Origin of the sequence: Sphingomonas gei, from assembly GCF_004792685.1 — a bacterium.
Classification (GTDB): Bacteria; Pseudomonadota; Alphaproteobacteria; order Sphingomonadales; family Sphingomonadaceae; genus Sphingomonas; species Sphingomonas gei.
This window is the reverse complement of sequence record NZ_SRXT01000009.1, coordinates 175,169-188,799: the sequence shown is the minus strand read 5'-3', so window position 1 is coordinate 188,799 and position 13,631 is coordinate 175,169. Positions and strand designations below refer to the sequence as shown.

Here is a 13,631-nt window from a genome sequence, read left to right as displayed (position 1 = left end):
GCCGCCGCGATGCTCCGACCGATACGGTGAGCACAGACGATGGCCTCCCGCCGCTGCCGGGCGCCGACGAGCCCGCTCCGCCTGCCGGCACCGATGGGCTGGGGGAATCCTCGGCCGAGGGTGGCTTCGCTGGCGCACCTGCCGGCGGTCGCCGTCGCCGCACGCCAGAAATGGCCGACTGACCCATCCCAACCTACATCGATCAGGGCCTGCTTCGCTTGCGCGAAGCGGGCCCTTTTTTCGTTTCGCCATCCGGCCACCTCGAACGGTCTTCGTGGACCTCCTTGTCCGGAGCCGACCCGCGTCCGGCACCAGCGATCTGTCAGGCGAGGCAGCCTATGAGCTGCCGCCGGCGAGGCTTTACGAACCCATTCGCACACGCAGGTTTACAGGGACGACGCCGGCACGGTCGCGCAGGCGAAATGCACGTCCTGATCCGTCACCAAGCCGGCGATGATGAAACGGGTGACGCGGTGCTGGCCTCATCGGCCCCGACACCCATCCACCGCCTGTTCCTGACACCTGCGGCGAGACAGGCTCGCATCGCAACCCCCTCCGGTCGCCCGTGTTGCCGCTCACGCGGCTGCCCGCGCCAGCTCCCGCCAGGGGTTCCCCTACGGTGCGATACGACCCCGCACGCCGCTCTTTCGGTGTCACCGGCGGGAAGGCCGTCGGTCCCAACAAGGAGCAACCCCATGAACATCGTCAACATCACCGGCCGCGTCGCCAAGGATCCCGAGACCCGCGGCACCGTCACCACCATCATCGTCGCGACCGACCGCGTGAAGCTCAAGGACGGCAAGACCTATGTCGACGAAGCCACCGGCTACACCGCCAAGGAGACCGAGTTCCACAAGGTCACCTGCTTCAACGGCCTCGGAAAATCCGCCGCAACCCGCGAGAAGGGCAACGTCGTCGCGATCTCCGGCAGGATCCACTATTCTAGCTGGGAAGACCGCGACGGCCTGACCCGCTACGGCTGCGAGATCATCGCCAACAGCGTCGACTTCTTCTGATCGACCCGAGGCGGCGTCAGGCGACGCCGCCTCTCGTTCATTCAACGCGGACCGCGCCATCGGCTCGGCGACGCCGCCGGCAAAACCTCAGGCAAGAAGCGCTTGGTCGCGGATGCGTTGGATCTCCCCCACCGCATATTCGCCGAGGGTCGGCCGCACGCAACGATCAACGGCGTCGGCCGGCCACGTCACTCGAGTTGCCCCGGAAAGTTCTGACGGCGTCCAGCCTCCAGATTGCGAACCATGTTATCGACCCCGATCTCGACGAACTCCGCGAGGTGGAAGCTTGCCGTCTCCTTCAGCTTCCACTGATGCTCCGTAATGACCGCGATCACGGCGTTGACGAGCGCGATCACCGCCTCCTCCTCCAGCGGAAAGTCGACGTAGATTCGCCCGGGGTCGCGAAAATACCGCTTGTCGAGATGGGCGAAGAACCTGTCCCGCCGGCCCATGATCGCGGTGATGGTCGCGCGATGCCCCTCCAACCGCGCAAGCTGCTCGCCGAATATCTCGGCCGGCGGGGTCCCGGCCTTCCATGTGAGGTGCGCGCGGTTGGTCACGCAGAATTTGATGAAAGCGAAGATGCTCCCTTCCGAGCGACCAGGATCCTCGAGCAGACGGGCCGCGGCCAAATGCAGATCGATCTCGGCCGAATGCATCAACAGATAGAGCGTCGGTTCGATCTTCCACAGCTTCTCCCCGTGGATCTCGCGCTGGCGAAGCAGCTGGCGGTAGACAGCAAGTTTAGCCACAAGCCCCGGTGGCTCTGTCGCGTGGAGTAAGGTCGCGTAGTGCGACAGACGCGCCTCGTAATTCGCCTGGAGTGCGGCTTTCATGTAACGTTCCTCTTTCCACCGAGCTGCCTGATTCCGCGCATCCCGGCCGCGGCCGGGACCGGCGCTCTACTCGGCTATCGCCTCCCGAAGCCCCGGTGCCCGGGTCTTCGCCCTTTCGGGTAACGATCACCTTGCGGGGTGCCTGGGGCAAGCGGGGTACCCTAAAAAATCTCTCTCTCTGAATGCCTAGATATGACGTGCGGGGATCCGAGCCCGTCAAGGATGAGCGGTCCCCCCAATTTTCACGCAGCCCGTCACTCACGCTTCGCTTCCGTTCTGGGCCGCGAGAAAATCGGCTCCCCCACTCCCCGCTGGCGCGGCGTTAACCAGGGTCCGGCTCCGCCGGCTTCCCGGTTAACGTCCCTGACCGCCACGACCGCCGCACGTCGAATGAGAAGCCTCATCGAATGGATGAGATTCATGGAGGCTATCATGACCAACTTCACGAACTTCGCCGACCTCGCCAGCCACATTGCGGCCGCGCGCGAGAATGAAGACCTGACCCAGACCTACGAGGGTGCGTTCATCGAGCATAGCGAGATGGCGAAACTGAGCATCGTGGACGCGCCCGAGGCGCTCGACATGCCCGACCCTGAGCAAGTCCGAGCCGCTGTCGAGATGATGACGCAGACGATGTTCGATGTGCTGCGCGACACGCGCATGGAACCGTTTGCCACCGATCTGGTCTGGGGGTTCGCCAACAGCTTCCACGTCGTTGCCAAGCGGATCGAAGGCCGGGAGGACGATGCGGCCAAGAAGCTGGGCGAACTCGCCCGTGCTTACGACCCTTCCGAGATCTACGCGACCGAACTGGAAGACACGCAGCTCCTCTGCCAGACCCTGCAGGGCTGCCGCGAGGCAATGGAATGCATGCGCGACCACGCCGCCGAGATGTACCGCATCGAGACCGGCAAGCCCTTCTCGCCGGTGCGGGGAAGCAGGGTCTCAACTGCGCTCAACGCATCGATGATCGATGCGCGCGACTATCTCGCCTCGCGTGCCCGGGAGCGCCGGGAACAGTTCGCGCCCGAAGGCCCGGTGGTGGCCTTCTCCGGGGGTCAAATGTGGGACGATGCCGACCTGCTCTGGAATGGCCTCGACGGCATCAAGGCGCGCATCCCGGAAATGATCCTTGCAACCACTGCGCAGGCCAAGGGCTGCGATGCCGTGGCGCACGCATGGGCGGCCTCGCGCGGTGTGAAGGTCATCCAGTTCCGGCTCGACCGGAGCCAGGGCAACCGCGCCGCCTTCGTCCGCAACGACCGCATCCTGAACCTCAAGCCGGTCGAAGCCGTCATCTGCGAAGGGTCGGGCATCCAGCAGAACCTTGCGCAGAAATTGCGGCAGGCGGGCGTCCCGCTGCATATCGTCCGCCTCGCGCACCAGCGCAGCGCACAGCGGGCGTGAGCGCTCACGGAGAGGTCCTGGCTTCAGCCGGGGCCTCTCCTCTTCTTCTTTGCGTCGACTTGCGGCGCTCAGGGGCATCGAGCCCCTTCGCGCCGCTCGGACTGACCTTTCGGTCGTGGATCAACCTTTCGTTTCGCCGGCGCACCCGTCACGATAGGAGGGAGCCATGTTCACGGTCCATCCCGACGAAATCAAAGACTTCACCGGCGACCAGCTCGTCGCGCTGTTGCGGCGGCTCCTTTATGCGGAAGCCCGCAAGGCGGGCGTTCCGCTGCGGGGCGTCGAGGTCCCGCTCCAGATCACGGTCGCCGATGGCGGCCAGGACGGCAGCATTTCCTGGGAGGGCGGCAAGGACTCGACCGACTACTTCCCCGGCCGCGACATCATCTTCCAGTGCAAAGCCAAGGACAGCGGCGACGCGCAGTGGAAGCGCGAAGTCTGGACAAAGCCGACCCAACCTCCGCGCATCGCCAAGAAAGAGCTGAGCGACGCCGTCCAAGGCGTGCTGACCCGTGGCGGCAGCTATATCGGGATCACCGCCAAGCCGCTCGTAAGTCCCAAGCCCGACGACCGCGTCAAGGCGATCCGTGAAGGCATCCGCCTCGCCGGCGGCGATCCTGACAAGCTTACCGCGATCAAGGTCTATGAAGGCAACGCGCTTGCGGCCTGGGCAAGTACGCACCCTGCCGTCGCAGTCTGGATCAAGCAGATCAACGCCAGGATCGACCTCGCCGGCTTCTCCACGCTCGACCATTGGGGGACGCGTGCCGACATAACGACGCCGGCGTTCGTCGACAGCCCCGATCGCCGCTTCTCGCTCGGTCCCCAGGGGGCCGACGCGATCGACTTCTCACAGCTTGCCGAGCGTCTCGCCGACGAACTGGACCAACCCCGCACATCGGCTCGCATCTGGGGCGCCTCAGGTATCGGCAAAACCCGGTCGCTCTATCACGCGCTGAGCAGCAGCACCGGCCTGCTCGGCGAATCCACCGCCGCCAATTTCATCTTCTGCGACCTCCGCGAAGTCCGCGACGACCTCTGGAAGGTTGCCAATCAGATCGTCAAGGAACGCTCGGTCGCGGTCCTCGTCGTCGACGGCTGCCCGCTCGACGAAGCGCGCCGTCTCAACGAAATCGCGCGCTCCGCGGACAGCGAGCTTCGCATCATCACCGTCGGCGCCGACGGGACCGACCACGACGATCAGTGCGTCATGGTCCGACCCACCCAAGCCGATCGCGCGACCATTCGCGGCATCCTGAAGGCCGGGCTTCCCAAGGCGAAGAGCGACGAACTCGACTATCTTGCGGACTTTTGCGACGGATTTCCCAGGATCGCCGTTCTGGCGATCGAGACTTACGGCAAGAGGAGTATCCTAAAATCCGCCGACGATGTCGCGCAGCAGATGCTCAACGCCGCCGGCGCGGACCGCGAGACCATCCGCGCGCTGGAATGTCTCTCGCTGTTCGACAAGCTCTCGCCAAACGAGGACCCGCGCGTATTCGACGACATCGCCGAGACGCTCGTCCACATGAAGGGCGAGCTGATGTACGAGAATCTTGTCATCGCCGCCGGGCAGCATCTGGTAGGTCGCAGCTATGGCGCGATGAACGCACAGCCCCGTCCAATCGCAGATTTTCTCGGTCGACGCCGGCTAGATTACCTGCGGTCTTCGACGCTCATCGACTTCCTCGATCGCGCACGGACGCACCACCGCGACGCGATGCTCGCGCGGTGGCGTTATCTCAGGCCGTCGCCAACCTTGAGCGAAGTCATCGGCATTCTCCTGCGCGGCATCCTTGCCGACGAAAAGATCGTACATCCCGACGCCGCGGCCTATCTCTCTGCCGTCGCCCGGGTCGAACCCAACCGCATCGCAAGAGCACTCTTCGACGCGATTGGCCGCCAACCGCTTGACGATCTTGCCGCAATCCCCGTCACCGACGGGCTGCTCGATGCCCTGCGGTACCTCGCCGGCCGACAGGACAGCTTCTGGGCGGCGGCCTCTATCATCCTGCGCCTCGCTGCCGTCGCTGCAACCGAGGGCCCGCCGCCGATCGTCAGCCTCCTACGCCAGATCTTCCAGGTCGCCGCAGCCGGAACACAGGCCAACGACCGCCATCGCCGCGAGGCGCTCGAGCAGGCGCTCGAAGAAGATGACCCCCGGATCCGGCGTGCCGGTGTCGAGGCGCTCGGCGGTATGATCCAGACCTATCTCACGCGCTCCGGGGAATTCGAGCAAACCGGCGCCGAACCCTTTCGCCCCGAATGGCTGCCGCCCGACCGAAGCACGATGTACGCCTATTTCAATTGGGCGCTCGAGCGTATGCGTGAGATCTGGGCGAAAGCCCCTGAACTGCGCGGCGCGATCGAAGAGCATGTCGCGGGCGACCTGCGCAACCTGCTCGCACCCGAGCTACTTCCGACAATCGACGGCTTCGTGCGAGAGGTCGTCGCGCACGCCGGCCATTACTTCAAAGCCACCAAGCGCATCGGCGACTGGCTCTATTTCGACAGCCCCGAGAAACCAACGAAGTTCTCACGCGCGGTTCGCGCCCTCTACGACGCCACCCTGCCCGTTGACCCCGTCGACAGGGCCCTGCTTCACAGCCGTTTCTGGATGTCCGACCTCCACGATCCGGACAAACGCTACGCCCAGGACCAGGACAAGCCTGATTACGATCGATCCGCCAGGATCGTAGCAGCGCTCACGCCGGACATCGCACAAAACCCCGAACAACGCACGCGCGCCATCCACGCGTTCGCCACCCGCAAGCTCCATTCGCCGGGGCCCTTTGCTGTCGCCCTGGCCGACCATCTCGCCGATCCGGTCCCAGCGTTCGAGACTGCGATCCGCGCCCTCGATGCCAGCGGCAAGCATGACGGCGCCGACTTCGTCGGATCGCTTCTCGCAGCCCTGGACAAGCGCCTCATCGATCACCCTGAGAAAGTCACAACGCTCGTCGCCATCGCGCGCGCATCGACGATCCTTGCGGCGAACCCGATCTATATACCGATCTCGCTGCGGGTTACCGACGATCGTCTCGACGAGTTCACCGCCGATGTCCGCGACGGCAAAGTCTCGCCCCGCCAAAGCGCGGTCATTTCTCACGGCCGACGTCTCGAGCAAGTGTCGATGGCCGCGCTCAAACGGTTTATCGTCGCATTGCTCGATCGAGGCCAGGACGGCGGAGGATGGGCGGCGCTCGAAATTCTCTCGCTCCTCCTCCACGACAACAAGGCGCCAACGCCCGAAATGCTCGAGCTGGTGAAACTCGCCCTGCTGTCGCCCTCGATCGCTGACGACGGCGACGGCCATGCGGCGAACTCCGAGTATAACTACGACAGGATGTTCCAGTTTCTCGACGCATCCGCGGCAATCGACAGCAGTTTCGCACGCGCCATCGCCCTCCAGATCGAGCAGGCCTGCCGCACGACCGGCGCACGCTATGGCCGCCCTTCGGATGCTCTGCGCGTAGCACTCGCGATGGTCGTCAAGCGCGCACCCGAAGACGTCTGGCCGGTTTTGGCCGGCTTTTACGAAATCGCCACCCGGGTCGAGCGCGAACGACTCAACAGCGTCGTCTCGGCGTCCAAGCCCTTCGCTTATGACGAGTTGCGCACCGGCGCAGGCGCTCTGTTCGAGACGCCGCTGACGCTTATGCTCGATTGGGTGAAGGCCGATCCGGATGCCCGGATCGGCTTCCTCCTTACCTTCTTTCCAATCCTCGAACAGCGGGACGATGCCTTCGCCTGGCACCCGGCGTTGGAGCAGCTCGCCAAGCTTTATGGGGCGCGCAAGCGGTTCCGCGATGCCCTTCGCCAGCGCATCTATCCCAGCTCATGGGGCGGATCGCTTAACCCGCACCTCACCAGCTTCAAAGGACCGCTCGCGGCCTGGACGAAGGACCGCGGCATTGGCTCCTGGGCGACCAGCATGCTGGATAGCATCCAGCGGTCGCTGGAGAGCAACTTCTACGGGCGCTGAGGCGCCCGGCCCCAACCCGGAAAAAGAAGAGGAGGAGCGGGACAGCGGTTCCAACGAGGGAGGACAAGATGTCCATCACGTTCCGCATCGCGACCGCCGCCGACGATCAGCTTCGACCGACCGCCACGATCACCGCCCGCCAGCTCGCCGCCTTCAGGGCGTTCCTTCGCGAGGAAAGCGAGCGTACCAGCACCGCGCTTCTCGATCCGGACGCAGCCGAAGACGCGTTCCTGTCCTACCATTTCGAGGCACGTGTCTGCCCGCTGGCGCTCGCTGCAGTCACCAATGTTTTTGACTTCCAGACCGATGTCATCAGTGTCGTCGAAGAGGCGCAATTCCGGTGCCGCCGCGTGGCCGTCTACCGCATCGAAGAGACGGGCACGATCATGATGCGGGTCGCCTTAACCTCCGACCTTGGCGTGGAGCTCGATCTTGCAACCGCCAGCGCCTACGCCCTTCTCGAAGGCCTTGGCCTGCGCCCTGACAGCGTAGGCGAAATCCCAATCGACGCTGTCCGCGCCAGGCTGGCCAACCCGGCGGTTCGCCGCCGCGCGGACGAACACGGCGTCACCGCATATCTTGACCGGCTCGATCAGCTTCTGGCGACCGCTGACGCCGACGACACTTCCCGGCTGGAATGGGCATAGCCTCCCTCAAATGCCAACCGGTGAAGGAGGGCGCGCCGCTTACGCTGGTGCGCCTTTTTTTTCCCTGCCTGGTGCGAGATGCGAAGCGGGCGCTTCACGCCGTAACCGGCTGATCATCGCGCGGCGAAGGCAACGACCGCGTCATCGTGTCTATCGCCATCTGCAGATGCACCGCCGGCGCCGTATCCCCGACCGCGTCGAGCAACCCGAGCGACTGTCGCATCAGCGCCAGCGCGACGGCGCGCGTAACCACTGGATCCTTTCCGTAGATATCCATTTCCGCCCATCCAGGTGCGCGAATACCGGCGACAGTGTCAGTGCGCCCGCCCAACAACTCCCGCGCGCTGGGCGCGGGAGCCGGGGCTGGTAACACGTCAAGACATGCGCCTACGCTTTTAGTGCCGAGGCACCTGGACATATGCGCAGGCACCCCGGCGTGAAATCACACCGAGTTGCCGTCCTTGACGGGATTACCAGTCCCGGCGCTGCCCGTTTCGCAGCGCCCGCCGGGCCTAACACAGGCGCATCGTCGAACCAACTCAAAGGCGCCGTTGGCTGGTTGAAAGGCCTCGGCTCTCCGAAGCCAAGGCAAACGAGCGGCCAGCTCTGTCAACGACAGCGCCGCCAATGTAAATGCAGATCTCCGACAGCTCCGGAGCAGCCAAGATGACAGACACCGAGGTCGCATTGCGCGCGGCGATTAATCTACTCAGGGATTCGGTCGAGACCGGAAATATGCCCTCCGGCGAAAGGCTGACGGAAGAAAGCCAAGCGCTTCACGAACGTGCCGCAGAGCAACTCGAACGGCTTCTCGCCCAACTGTAGTCGCGGCCAACACTTCGCGCTCGGTAAGGGTGGCTACCGAGCCGGTGCGGCCATTAAGCTTGCAGACAAGCACCGGTGAAATAAGCTTTCGGAACAGTTTGAAGCGAGGAACTGCAGCATGCGAGACCGGTCCGATCCACGATCGCCAAGGGTCGCCTGGCTCCCCACGGCTGCAGCCCTGTTCTTCTCCTATTTTGCGGCGGCGCTACTGCTCATGCACGCGCTGCGACCGGATTATACGATCGTCGATCACATGATCAGCGACTATGCCGTCGGCGCCTTCGGCCCGATCATGACGAGCGCCTTCCTGTCGATTTCGCTGGGCTGTCTGGCGCTGGCGACCGGCCTCCTGCGGACAGGTCCAAAATCGTGGCTTGGAAGGGCGGGGGCGGGGCTCCTGATCGTCGCGTTTCTTGGACTGATCGTCACGGCGGCGTTCCCGACCGATCTCGAAACTGCGCCATCCACGCGGACTGGCGATATCCACACCATCAGCTTTCTCGTGAACATCGTCAGCATCATGCTCTCATCGATCTGCCTGAGCCTGAGCTATGCCTTCGACCCGCGGTGGAAGCGCCACCGGGTGGCTGCCCTGGCACTGGCCAGCGTCCTCCTCCTCGCCTTCGTTGCGCAATATCTCACCCTGCACAGGGGCGCGCCTTATGGCATCACCAACCGCGTGTTCGTGGCGGTCCTGATGGTCTGGCTTCTCTCGAACAGCCTGTGGCTCAAGGGCGCGGCGAGCGACACGCTTACACGGCCCGCATAAGCAAGGTTCCGATGGCGCCAAGCGCAACCGTATGCGTGCCCATTAGAGGATAAAATCTCTCACAGAATTCCGAGCATGTCGTTGAGGGAACCGCCGCGTCAAGGACGGCGGGGCCCCACCATTTTCTTCGGCGGAGCGAGCGCCGGCGCTCCCTTTCGGCGGCAGTGGCCGCCGAAGAAAATCGTGACCCCCACCGCCGCTTCGCGGCGCCGGCTCTGCCGGCGTCCCTGACCCGGCGGCTCCCTCAACGACAACCTTTCCCCTGTCATTCAAGACGACAGGAGGACAACATGCAGATCATCTCGACCGCCGCCCATGCCGATACCGCCAACTATCTCGCCGCGCTGGCCTTCGCCGAACGCCGCGCGCTGCACAGTTTCTTCGACCAGCACGTTATCGAGGATGCGCCCGGGCGCTACGTCGCCATCGACGAAGGCGACTACAACGCGCTGCCGATGACGCTCATCGACCGGGTGGTCCACACGGTCCCGGGCCGGATGTCCGACGAGTTCTGAAGAATCTGGGGAGGGGCTCCGGCCTCTCCCTTTTTTTGCTGGGAGAGGTACGGACATGGGGGGCATCGAACCCCCCATGTCCGTGCCGCGCCGTTGGCGCGGCGGGTCAGGTTCAGGCTGCCAGCCGCTTCTCGACAGCGTCGATACCGAGGGTCTTGATCCGGTCGGTGAGGGCCGCCAGCCGTTTGGCCTCGAGCTTGAGCAAGCCTGATCTTTCGACCGTCGAAATGGCCTGCTCGCGCTCTTTCTCTTCGAGCCTTCTGCGCCGCTCTTCCAGCCGACGTGCATCCTCTTCGAACGCCAAACGCTCCTGTTCCAGTGTCTTTGCCATATGGGCCTCGTGTTCAACGCTAATCGGGCTGTGAACGCGGTGACTATAGCCGCGATAACAGCGCACCGGAAGAAGCAGGTGAGGGCGAGGGCGCATCGGGCTCATCGCCCGATGACGGCTCTATTCGCTAGAGACCCCGTCGTCCTGGACGGACGCCGGGATCAAAGCTCACGGAGCCAAGGCAATTGCCTTGTCTCCGCCCTGCCGGGTTACGATCCTCGCCTGGCCAATGGGGCCGGTGGCCCCATTGATGCGCGCTTCGGGACCCAAGTCCCGGCGCGCATGGGGGAGCGCATCGCTTCGCTTGCCCGTCCCGTATCGCGCAGCGCGACTGCTTCGCGGCAGACGCTTTGCACCTTCCGCCCGTCGGCGGAGCAGTGCCCAGCCGGACCCGGTAACGGCGCCCCACCAAACATCACCAGACAGACCAGGGACAAGGAATCGGTCTCTGAGGATATGCACACCCTACGCACCTGAAGGTGCAAGGTTTCCGTTGCTGCGCAACGGTTTAGCGCGGATGGGATGGCGACTACATTGTAGTACGGTTCTTGCGGCGCGTAAAAGTCACGCAAATCCGCCACTTGGCTGTAGTACGGACGACTACGATGGCCTGGCGCCCGACGATCAACTTGCCGCGCGCCAGCCTCTAGGCTATAAGTCAGGCCTTCTTCAGTCCCCACCAGCCTCCCTGCTAGGAGGTTGGTCTTGGCTACCAGTTACCGGCACTATAATGTGCGGCTCGAGCGGACCCAGTGGGATCGGCTGAGCACCATCGCTGCGGAGCGCAAGCTCAGCGTCGCCGACATCATCCGGTCGGCGCTCGACGTCTTCCTTTCCTCGTCCGATCTGCTGACCGCCAGCCACCGCCGTCTTGCCCGGATCAGCGAGTTCCAGCAGCTCGCTTTGGACATCATCATCCGCGAGCAATATCCCGAGCTCCGCGAGCGGCTCGTCGCCGAAACCGACAAGCGCCTGGTCCAATATCATGGCGCGTGAGGACATCCGCTCGAACGGGAAAAACATCCCGCTGACCCATCACTCCGCGCGGGGCCGGGTTCAGCGCAACTCGGGCAATTTCACACGCGGCAGCCAGCTCCTCACCCATGAGATGCTGATGTGGTTTTCAGGCGCGAAGCTGCCCATCATCGCCTGGTTCTTCGCCTTCCTCGCCGCCTGGTTCATCATCCTCTCGCTGCGCCTCGACGAGCACGGATTCCAGCTCGTCTGCATGAAGCTCTATTCGGCGCTTTGGAACTGGGTCGACCTCAATCCGAACAAGCGCGTCAACGTCACGCTGCCGAACGGCGAAATCTACAAAACGATCATGCCGGCCGTGCCCTATATCCCCGCCGTCCAGAAGGCTTGGGCAACCACGGTCCACGCGTTTATCGGCTCGATCCTCGTCTCGGTTTTCGTCATCGCGCCGATCACGATCTGGTTCGTCGATATCTCCCGGCGGCGCGGCAAGACCATCCTCCAGGAACGCCACGAACGCGGCGCGATGCTGGTCGAGCGCGGTGTCCTCTTCGCCGAAATCGCCCAACATAACGCCGCCAAATTCGAGGAAGATGCGCGGCAGTTCTTCCCCCGGCTAAGCCCTTCGGCCGTGCTCCGATTGCCCTTCGCCGAACGGAAAGCCGGCGGCATCCACCACCCCTATTCGCTTGCCGGCGTGCCCTATCCGCACCGCATGGAGCAGTCGCACACGATGCTCATCGGCACGACCGGCTCGGGCAAGACCACCGAGCTCAGGAGCCTCGTGGCGCAGATGCGCGCGCGCCAGGACAATGCCGTCATCTTCGACCTGACCGGCGCCTATGTCGAAGCCTTCTACGATCCGGAGCGCGATACCATCCTCAACCCGATGGACCAACGCTGCCCGGCCTGGTCGATCTTCAACGATTGCCGCACGCACAGCGAATTTACCGCGGCGGCTGCAGCCCTGATCCCGTCGGACGGTGGATCTTCCGAGCCCTTCTGGGCGCTGGCGGCGCGCACGCTTTTCATCGAAATGTGCGTCCGCCTCCAGGAGCGCGGCCAGACCACCAATCTCGCGCTGTCCGAGAACCTGATGACGGCGGACCTAAAGCGGGTCCACCGCTTCCTCGCCAACACCATCGCCGACCCGCTGACCGCCCCGGAAGCCGCCCGCATGGCGGAATCGATCCGTGCCGTTTTCAACACCAACGCGCAGGTCCTGCGCTTCCTGCCGGACGAAGGTGAGCAATTCTCGATCCGGGACTGGATCACCGGCGACAAGCAGCCCGGCGCGATCCTTTTCATCACCTCCAACTATGTCGATCTGGCGATGAACCGGGCGCTGCTGACGCTCTGGATGGACCTGTGCATCAACCGCCTCATGACCATGCCGCGCACCCGCTCGCTGCGCATGTGGTTCATGTTCGACGAGCTCGGCGCGCTCCACAAACTGCCGGCAATCGAGAACGGTCTCCAGACCGCGCGCGCGTTCGGCGGCGCGATGATCCTGGGCATCCACAGTTTCGAGAAACTGGTCGAGGTTTATGGCGAACAGGGCGCTCGCAATCTCGCCTCGCTCGCCCGCTCCAAGCTCATCCTCGCAACCGCCGATCTCGACACCGCCGAGCAGTGCGCGCGCTACATCGGCAACCGCGAAGTGCGCCAGATGGATGAGGCGTACAGCTACGGCTATAACAACAATCGCGACGCCTCGACGCTGACACCGCGCAAGCAGGTCGAGCCGCTCGTGATCGCCGATGACATCACGAACCTGCCCTCCATGCACGGCTTCGTGAAGTTCCCCGACGGGTTCCCGGCGGCACGCATTCTGCTCGAATGGAAGGACTATCCCCAGGTCGCGCAGGGCTTCATCGCGCGACCCAATATTAGCCCCGTGCGGTCAAGGCGCGGAGAGGAAGTGTTTGCCGAAGAGGACGGTGCGGGAGGTGAGGCAGGGGGGCGGGATGGCGCCGCCCAGATCGTCGAGGAAGTGGTCGAGGCGACCAATCTCGCAAAGGAGATGGCAGCGCGGATCCTCTTCACGCCGACCGAGGAAGAGAATGCCGAGACGATGCGCGCCGCACAGCGCAACGACGATCGCAACGAGCAAACGACGCCCGCCCCCCATGCCGCCGACAAGGCGCAAGCGGCTCGCGACAAGCCCGAGGATCAGGCCGCCGGCACCCGCACCAGCGAGGAGCGTCGCGACAGTCGCGATGCGCAACCGCGCGGGATCCAAGTGGAGAATCAAAGCCTCGTCGAGCTGAGGGAAGGCTTTGCCAGCGGGCTTGATTCCGATGGCATGGACATGGGGATCTAGGC

General features: G+C 64.2%; 12 protein-coding genes and 1 pseudogene. 10 read left to right on the top strand and 3 right to left on the bottom strand.

Features of this window, described 5'->3' with window-relative positions; translation table 11 throughout:
- Both E5A73_RS20435 and E5A73_RS20430 read left to right on the top strand, forming a co-directional pair.
- Positions 1–182, top strand: a pseudogene (locus E5A73_RS20435) (DUF736 domain-containing protein); the annotation flags it as partial.
- Positions 183–695: 513 nt separating this feature from the next.
- Positions 696–1,016: a single-stranded DNA-binding protein gene (locus E5A73_RS20430; RefSeq protein WP_135965697.1), complete on the top strand. Its 321-nt coding sequence runs from the start codon at positions 696–698 to the stop codon at positions 1,014–1,016.
- A 188-nt stretch (positions 1,017–1,204) separates the two neighbouring features.
- Here E5A73_RS20430 and E5A73_RS20425 read toward each other — a convergent pair whose 3' ends face one another.
- On the bottom strand, positions 1,205–1,852 hold the full coding sequence (locus E5A73_RS20425; protein WP_135965696.1) for an AbiU2 domain-containing protein: 648 nt from the start codon (positions 1,850–1,852) through the stop codon (positions 1,205–1,207).
- 432 nt (positions 1,853–2,284) lie between these two features.
- On the opposite strand from E5A73_RS20425, the gene E5A73_RS20420 reads away from it, so the two are divergent.
- The 3 genes from E5A73_RS20420 to E5A73_RS20410 all read left to right on the top strand — a co-directional run bounded on the left by E5A73_RS20420 (position 2,285) and on the right by E5A73_RS20410 (position 7,891).
- The gene (locus E5A73_RS20420) at positions 2,285–3,259 is read left to right on the top strand and encodes a DUF2493 domain-containing protein (RefSeq protein WP_135965695.1); all 975 of its coding nucleotides are present in this window, start codon (positions 2,285–2,287) and stop codon (positions 3,257–3,259) included.
- A 166-nt stretch (positions 3,260–3,425) separates the two neighbouring features.
- The gene (locus E5A73_RS20415; protein WP_135965694.1) at positions 3,426–7,244 is read left to right on the top strand and encodes a hypothetical protein; all 3,819 of its coding nucleotides are present in this window, start codon (positions 3,426–3,428) and stop codon (positions 7,242–7,244) included.
- Positions 7,245–7,312: 68 nt separating this feature from the next.
- Positions 7,313–7,891 carry a hypothetical protein gene (locus tag E5A73_RS20410; RefSeq protein WP_135965693.1) on the top strand — a complete coding sequence of 193 codons (579 nt, stop codon included), beginning with the start codon at positions 7,313–7,315 and terminating at the stop codon, positions 7,889–7,891.
- Positions 7,892–7,985: 94 nt separating this feature from the next.
- Here E5A73_RS20410 and E5A73_RS20405 read toward each other — a convergent pair whose 3' ends face one another.
- Entirely contained in the window at positions 7,986–8,168 is a 183-nt protein-coding gene (locus E5A73_RS20405) for a hypothetical protein (protein WP_135965692.1), read from the bottom strand.
- 389 nt (positions 8,169–8,557) lie between these two features.
- Here E5A73_RS20405 and E5A73_RS21520 point away from each other — a divergent pair, with 389 nt between their 5' ends.
- The 3 genes from E5A73_RS21520 (at position 8,558) to E5A73_RS20395 (ending at position 10,000) form a co-directional block, all read left to right on the top strand.
- A complete protein-coding gene (locus E5A73_RS21520) occupies positions 8,558–8,716 on the top strand; it encodes a hypothetical protein (RefSeq protein ID WP_168356027.1) in 159 nt (52 codons plus the stop codon).
- Positions 8,717–8,834: 118 nt separating this feature from the next.
- On the top strand, positions 8,835–9,485 hold the full coding sequence (locus tag E5A73_RS20400; protein ID WP_135965691.1) for a DUF998 domain-containing protein: 651 nt from the start codon (positions 8,835–8,837) through the stop codon (positions 9,483–9,485).
- Positions 9,486–9,775: 290 nt separating this feature from the next.
- Positions 9,776–10,000 (top strand): hypothetical protein, encoded by a 225-nt coding sequence (locus tag E5A73_RS20395; protein ID WP_135965690.1) that lies wholly within the window; start codon positions 9,776–9,778, stop codon positions 9,998–10,000.
- Positions 10,001–10,112: 112 nt separating this feature from the next.
- Here the strand turns inward: E5A73_RS20395 and E5A73_RS20390 are convergent, their stop codons facing one another.
- A complete protein-coding gene (locus E5A73_RS20390; protein ID WP_135965689.1) occupies positions 10,113–10,331 on the bottom strand; it encodes a hypothetical protein in 219 nt (72 codons plus the stop codon).
- 705 nt (positions 10,332–11,036) lie between these two features.
- Here E5A73_RS20390 and E5A73_RS20385 point away from each other — a divergent pair.
- Positions 11,037–11,327, top strand: coding sequence for a hypothetical protein (locus tag E5A73_RS20385; RefSeq protein ID WP_010405779.1), 291 nt, complete (start codon positions 11,037–11,039; stop codon positions 11,325–11,327).
- Positions 11,317–13,629: a type IV secretion system DNA-binding domain-containing protein gene (locus E5A73_RS20380; RefSeq protein ID WP_135965688.1), complete on the top strand. Its 2,313-nt coding sequence runs from the start codon at positions 11,317–11,319 to the stop codon at positions 13,627–13,629. The genes E5A73_RS20385 and E5A73_RS20380 overlap by 11 nt, the downstream gene beginning before the upstream one ends.
- Positions 13,630–13,631: the final 2 nt, after the last annotated feature.

What these genes read in the sequence shown, in the direction of transcription:
- E5A73_RS20430 (WP_135965697.1), top strand. Translation starts at nt 696, where the DNA reads ATGAACATCGTCAACATCACCGGCCGCGTCGCCAAGGATCCCGAGACC.
- E5A73_RS20425 (WP_135965696.1), bottom strand. Translation starts at nt 1,852, where the DNA reads ATGAAAGCCGCACTCCAGGCGAATTACGAGGCGCGTCTGTCGCACTAC.
- E5A73_RS20420 (WP_135965695.1), top strand. Translation starts at nt 2,285, where the DNA reads ATGACCAACTTCACGAACTTCGCCGACCTCGCCAGCCACATTGCGGCC.
- E5A73_RS20415 (WP_135965694.1), top strand. Translation starts at nt 3,426, where the DNA reads ATGTTCACGGTCCATCCCGACGAAATCAAAGACTTCACCGGCGACCAG.
- E5A73_RS20410 (WP_135965693.1), top strand. Translation starts at nt 7,313, where the DNA reads ATGTCCATCACGTTCCGCATCGCGACCGCCGCCGACGATCAGCTTCGA.
- E5A73_RS20405 (WP_135965692.1), bottom strand. Translation starts at nt 8,168, where the DNA reads ATGGATATCTACGGAAAGGATCCAGTGGTTACGCGCGCCGTCGCGCTG.
- E5A73_RS21520 (WP_168356027.1), top strand. Translation starts at nt 8,558, where the DNA reads ATGACAGACACCGAGGTCGCATTGCGCGCGGCGATTAATCTACTCAGG.
- E5A73_RS20400 (WP_135965691.1), top strand. Translation starts at nt 8,835, where the DNA reads ATGCGAGACCGGTCCGATCCACGATCGCCAAGGGTCGCCTGGCTCCCC.
- E5A73_RS20395 (WP_135965690.1), top strand. Translation starts at nt 9,776, where the DNA reads ATGCAGATCATCTCGACCGCCGCCCATGCCGATACCGCCAACTATCTC.
- E5A73_RS20390 (WP_135965689.1), bottom strand. Translation starts at nt 10,331, where the DNA reads ATGGCAAAGACACTGGAACAGGAGCGTTTGGCGTTCGAAGAGGATGCA.
- E5A73_RS20380 (WP_135965688.1), top strand. Translation starts at nt 11,317, where the DNA reads ATGGCGCGTGAGGACATCCGCTCGAACGGGAAAAACATCCCGCTGACC.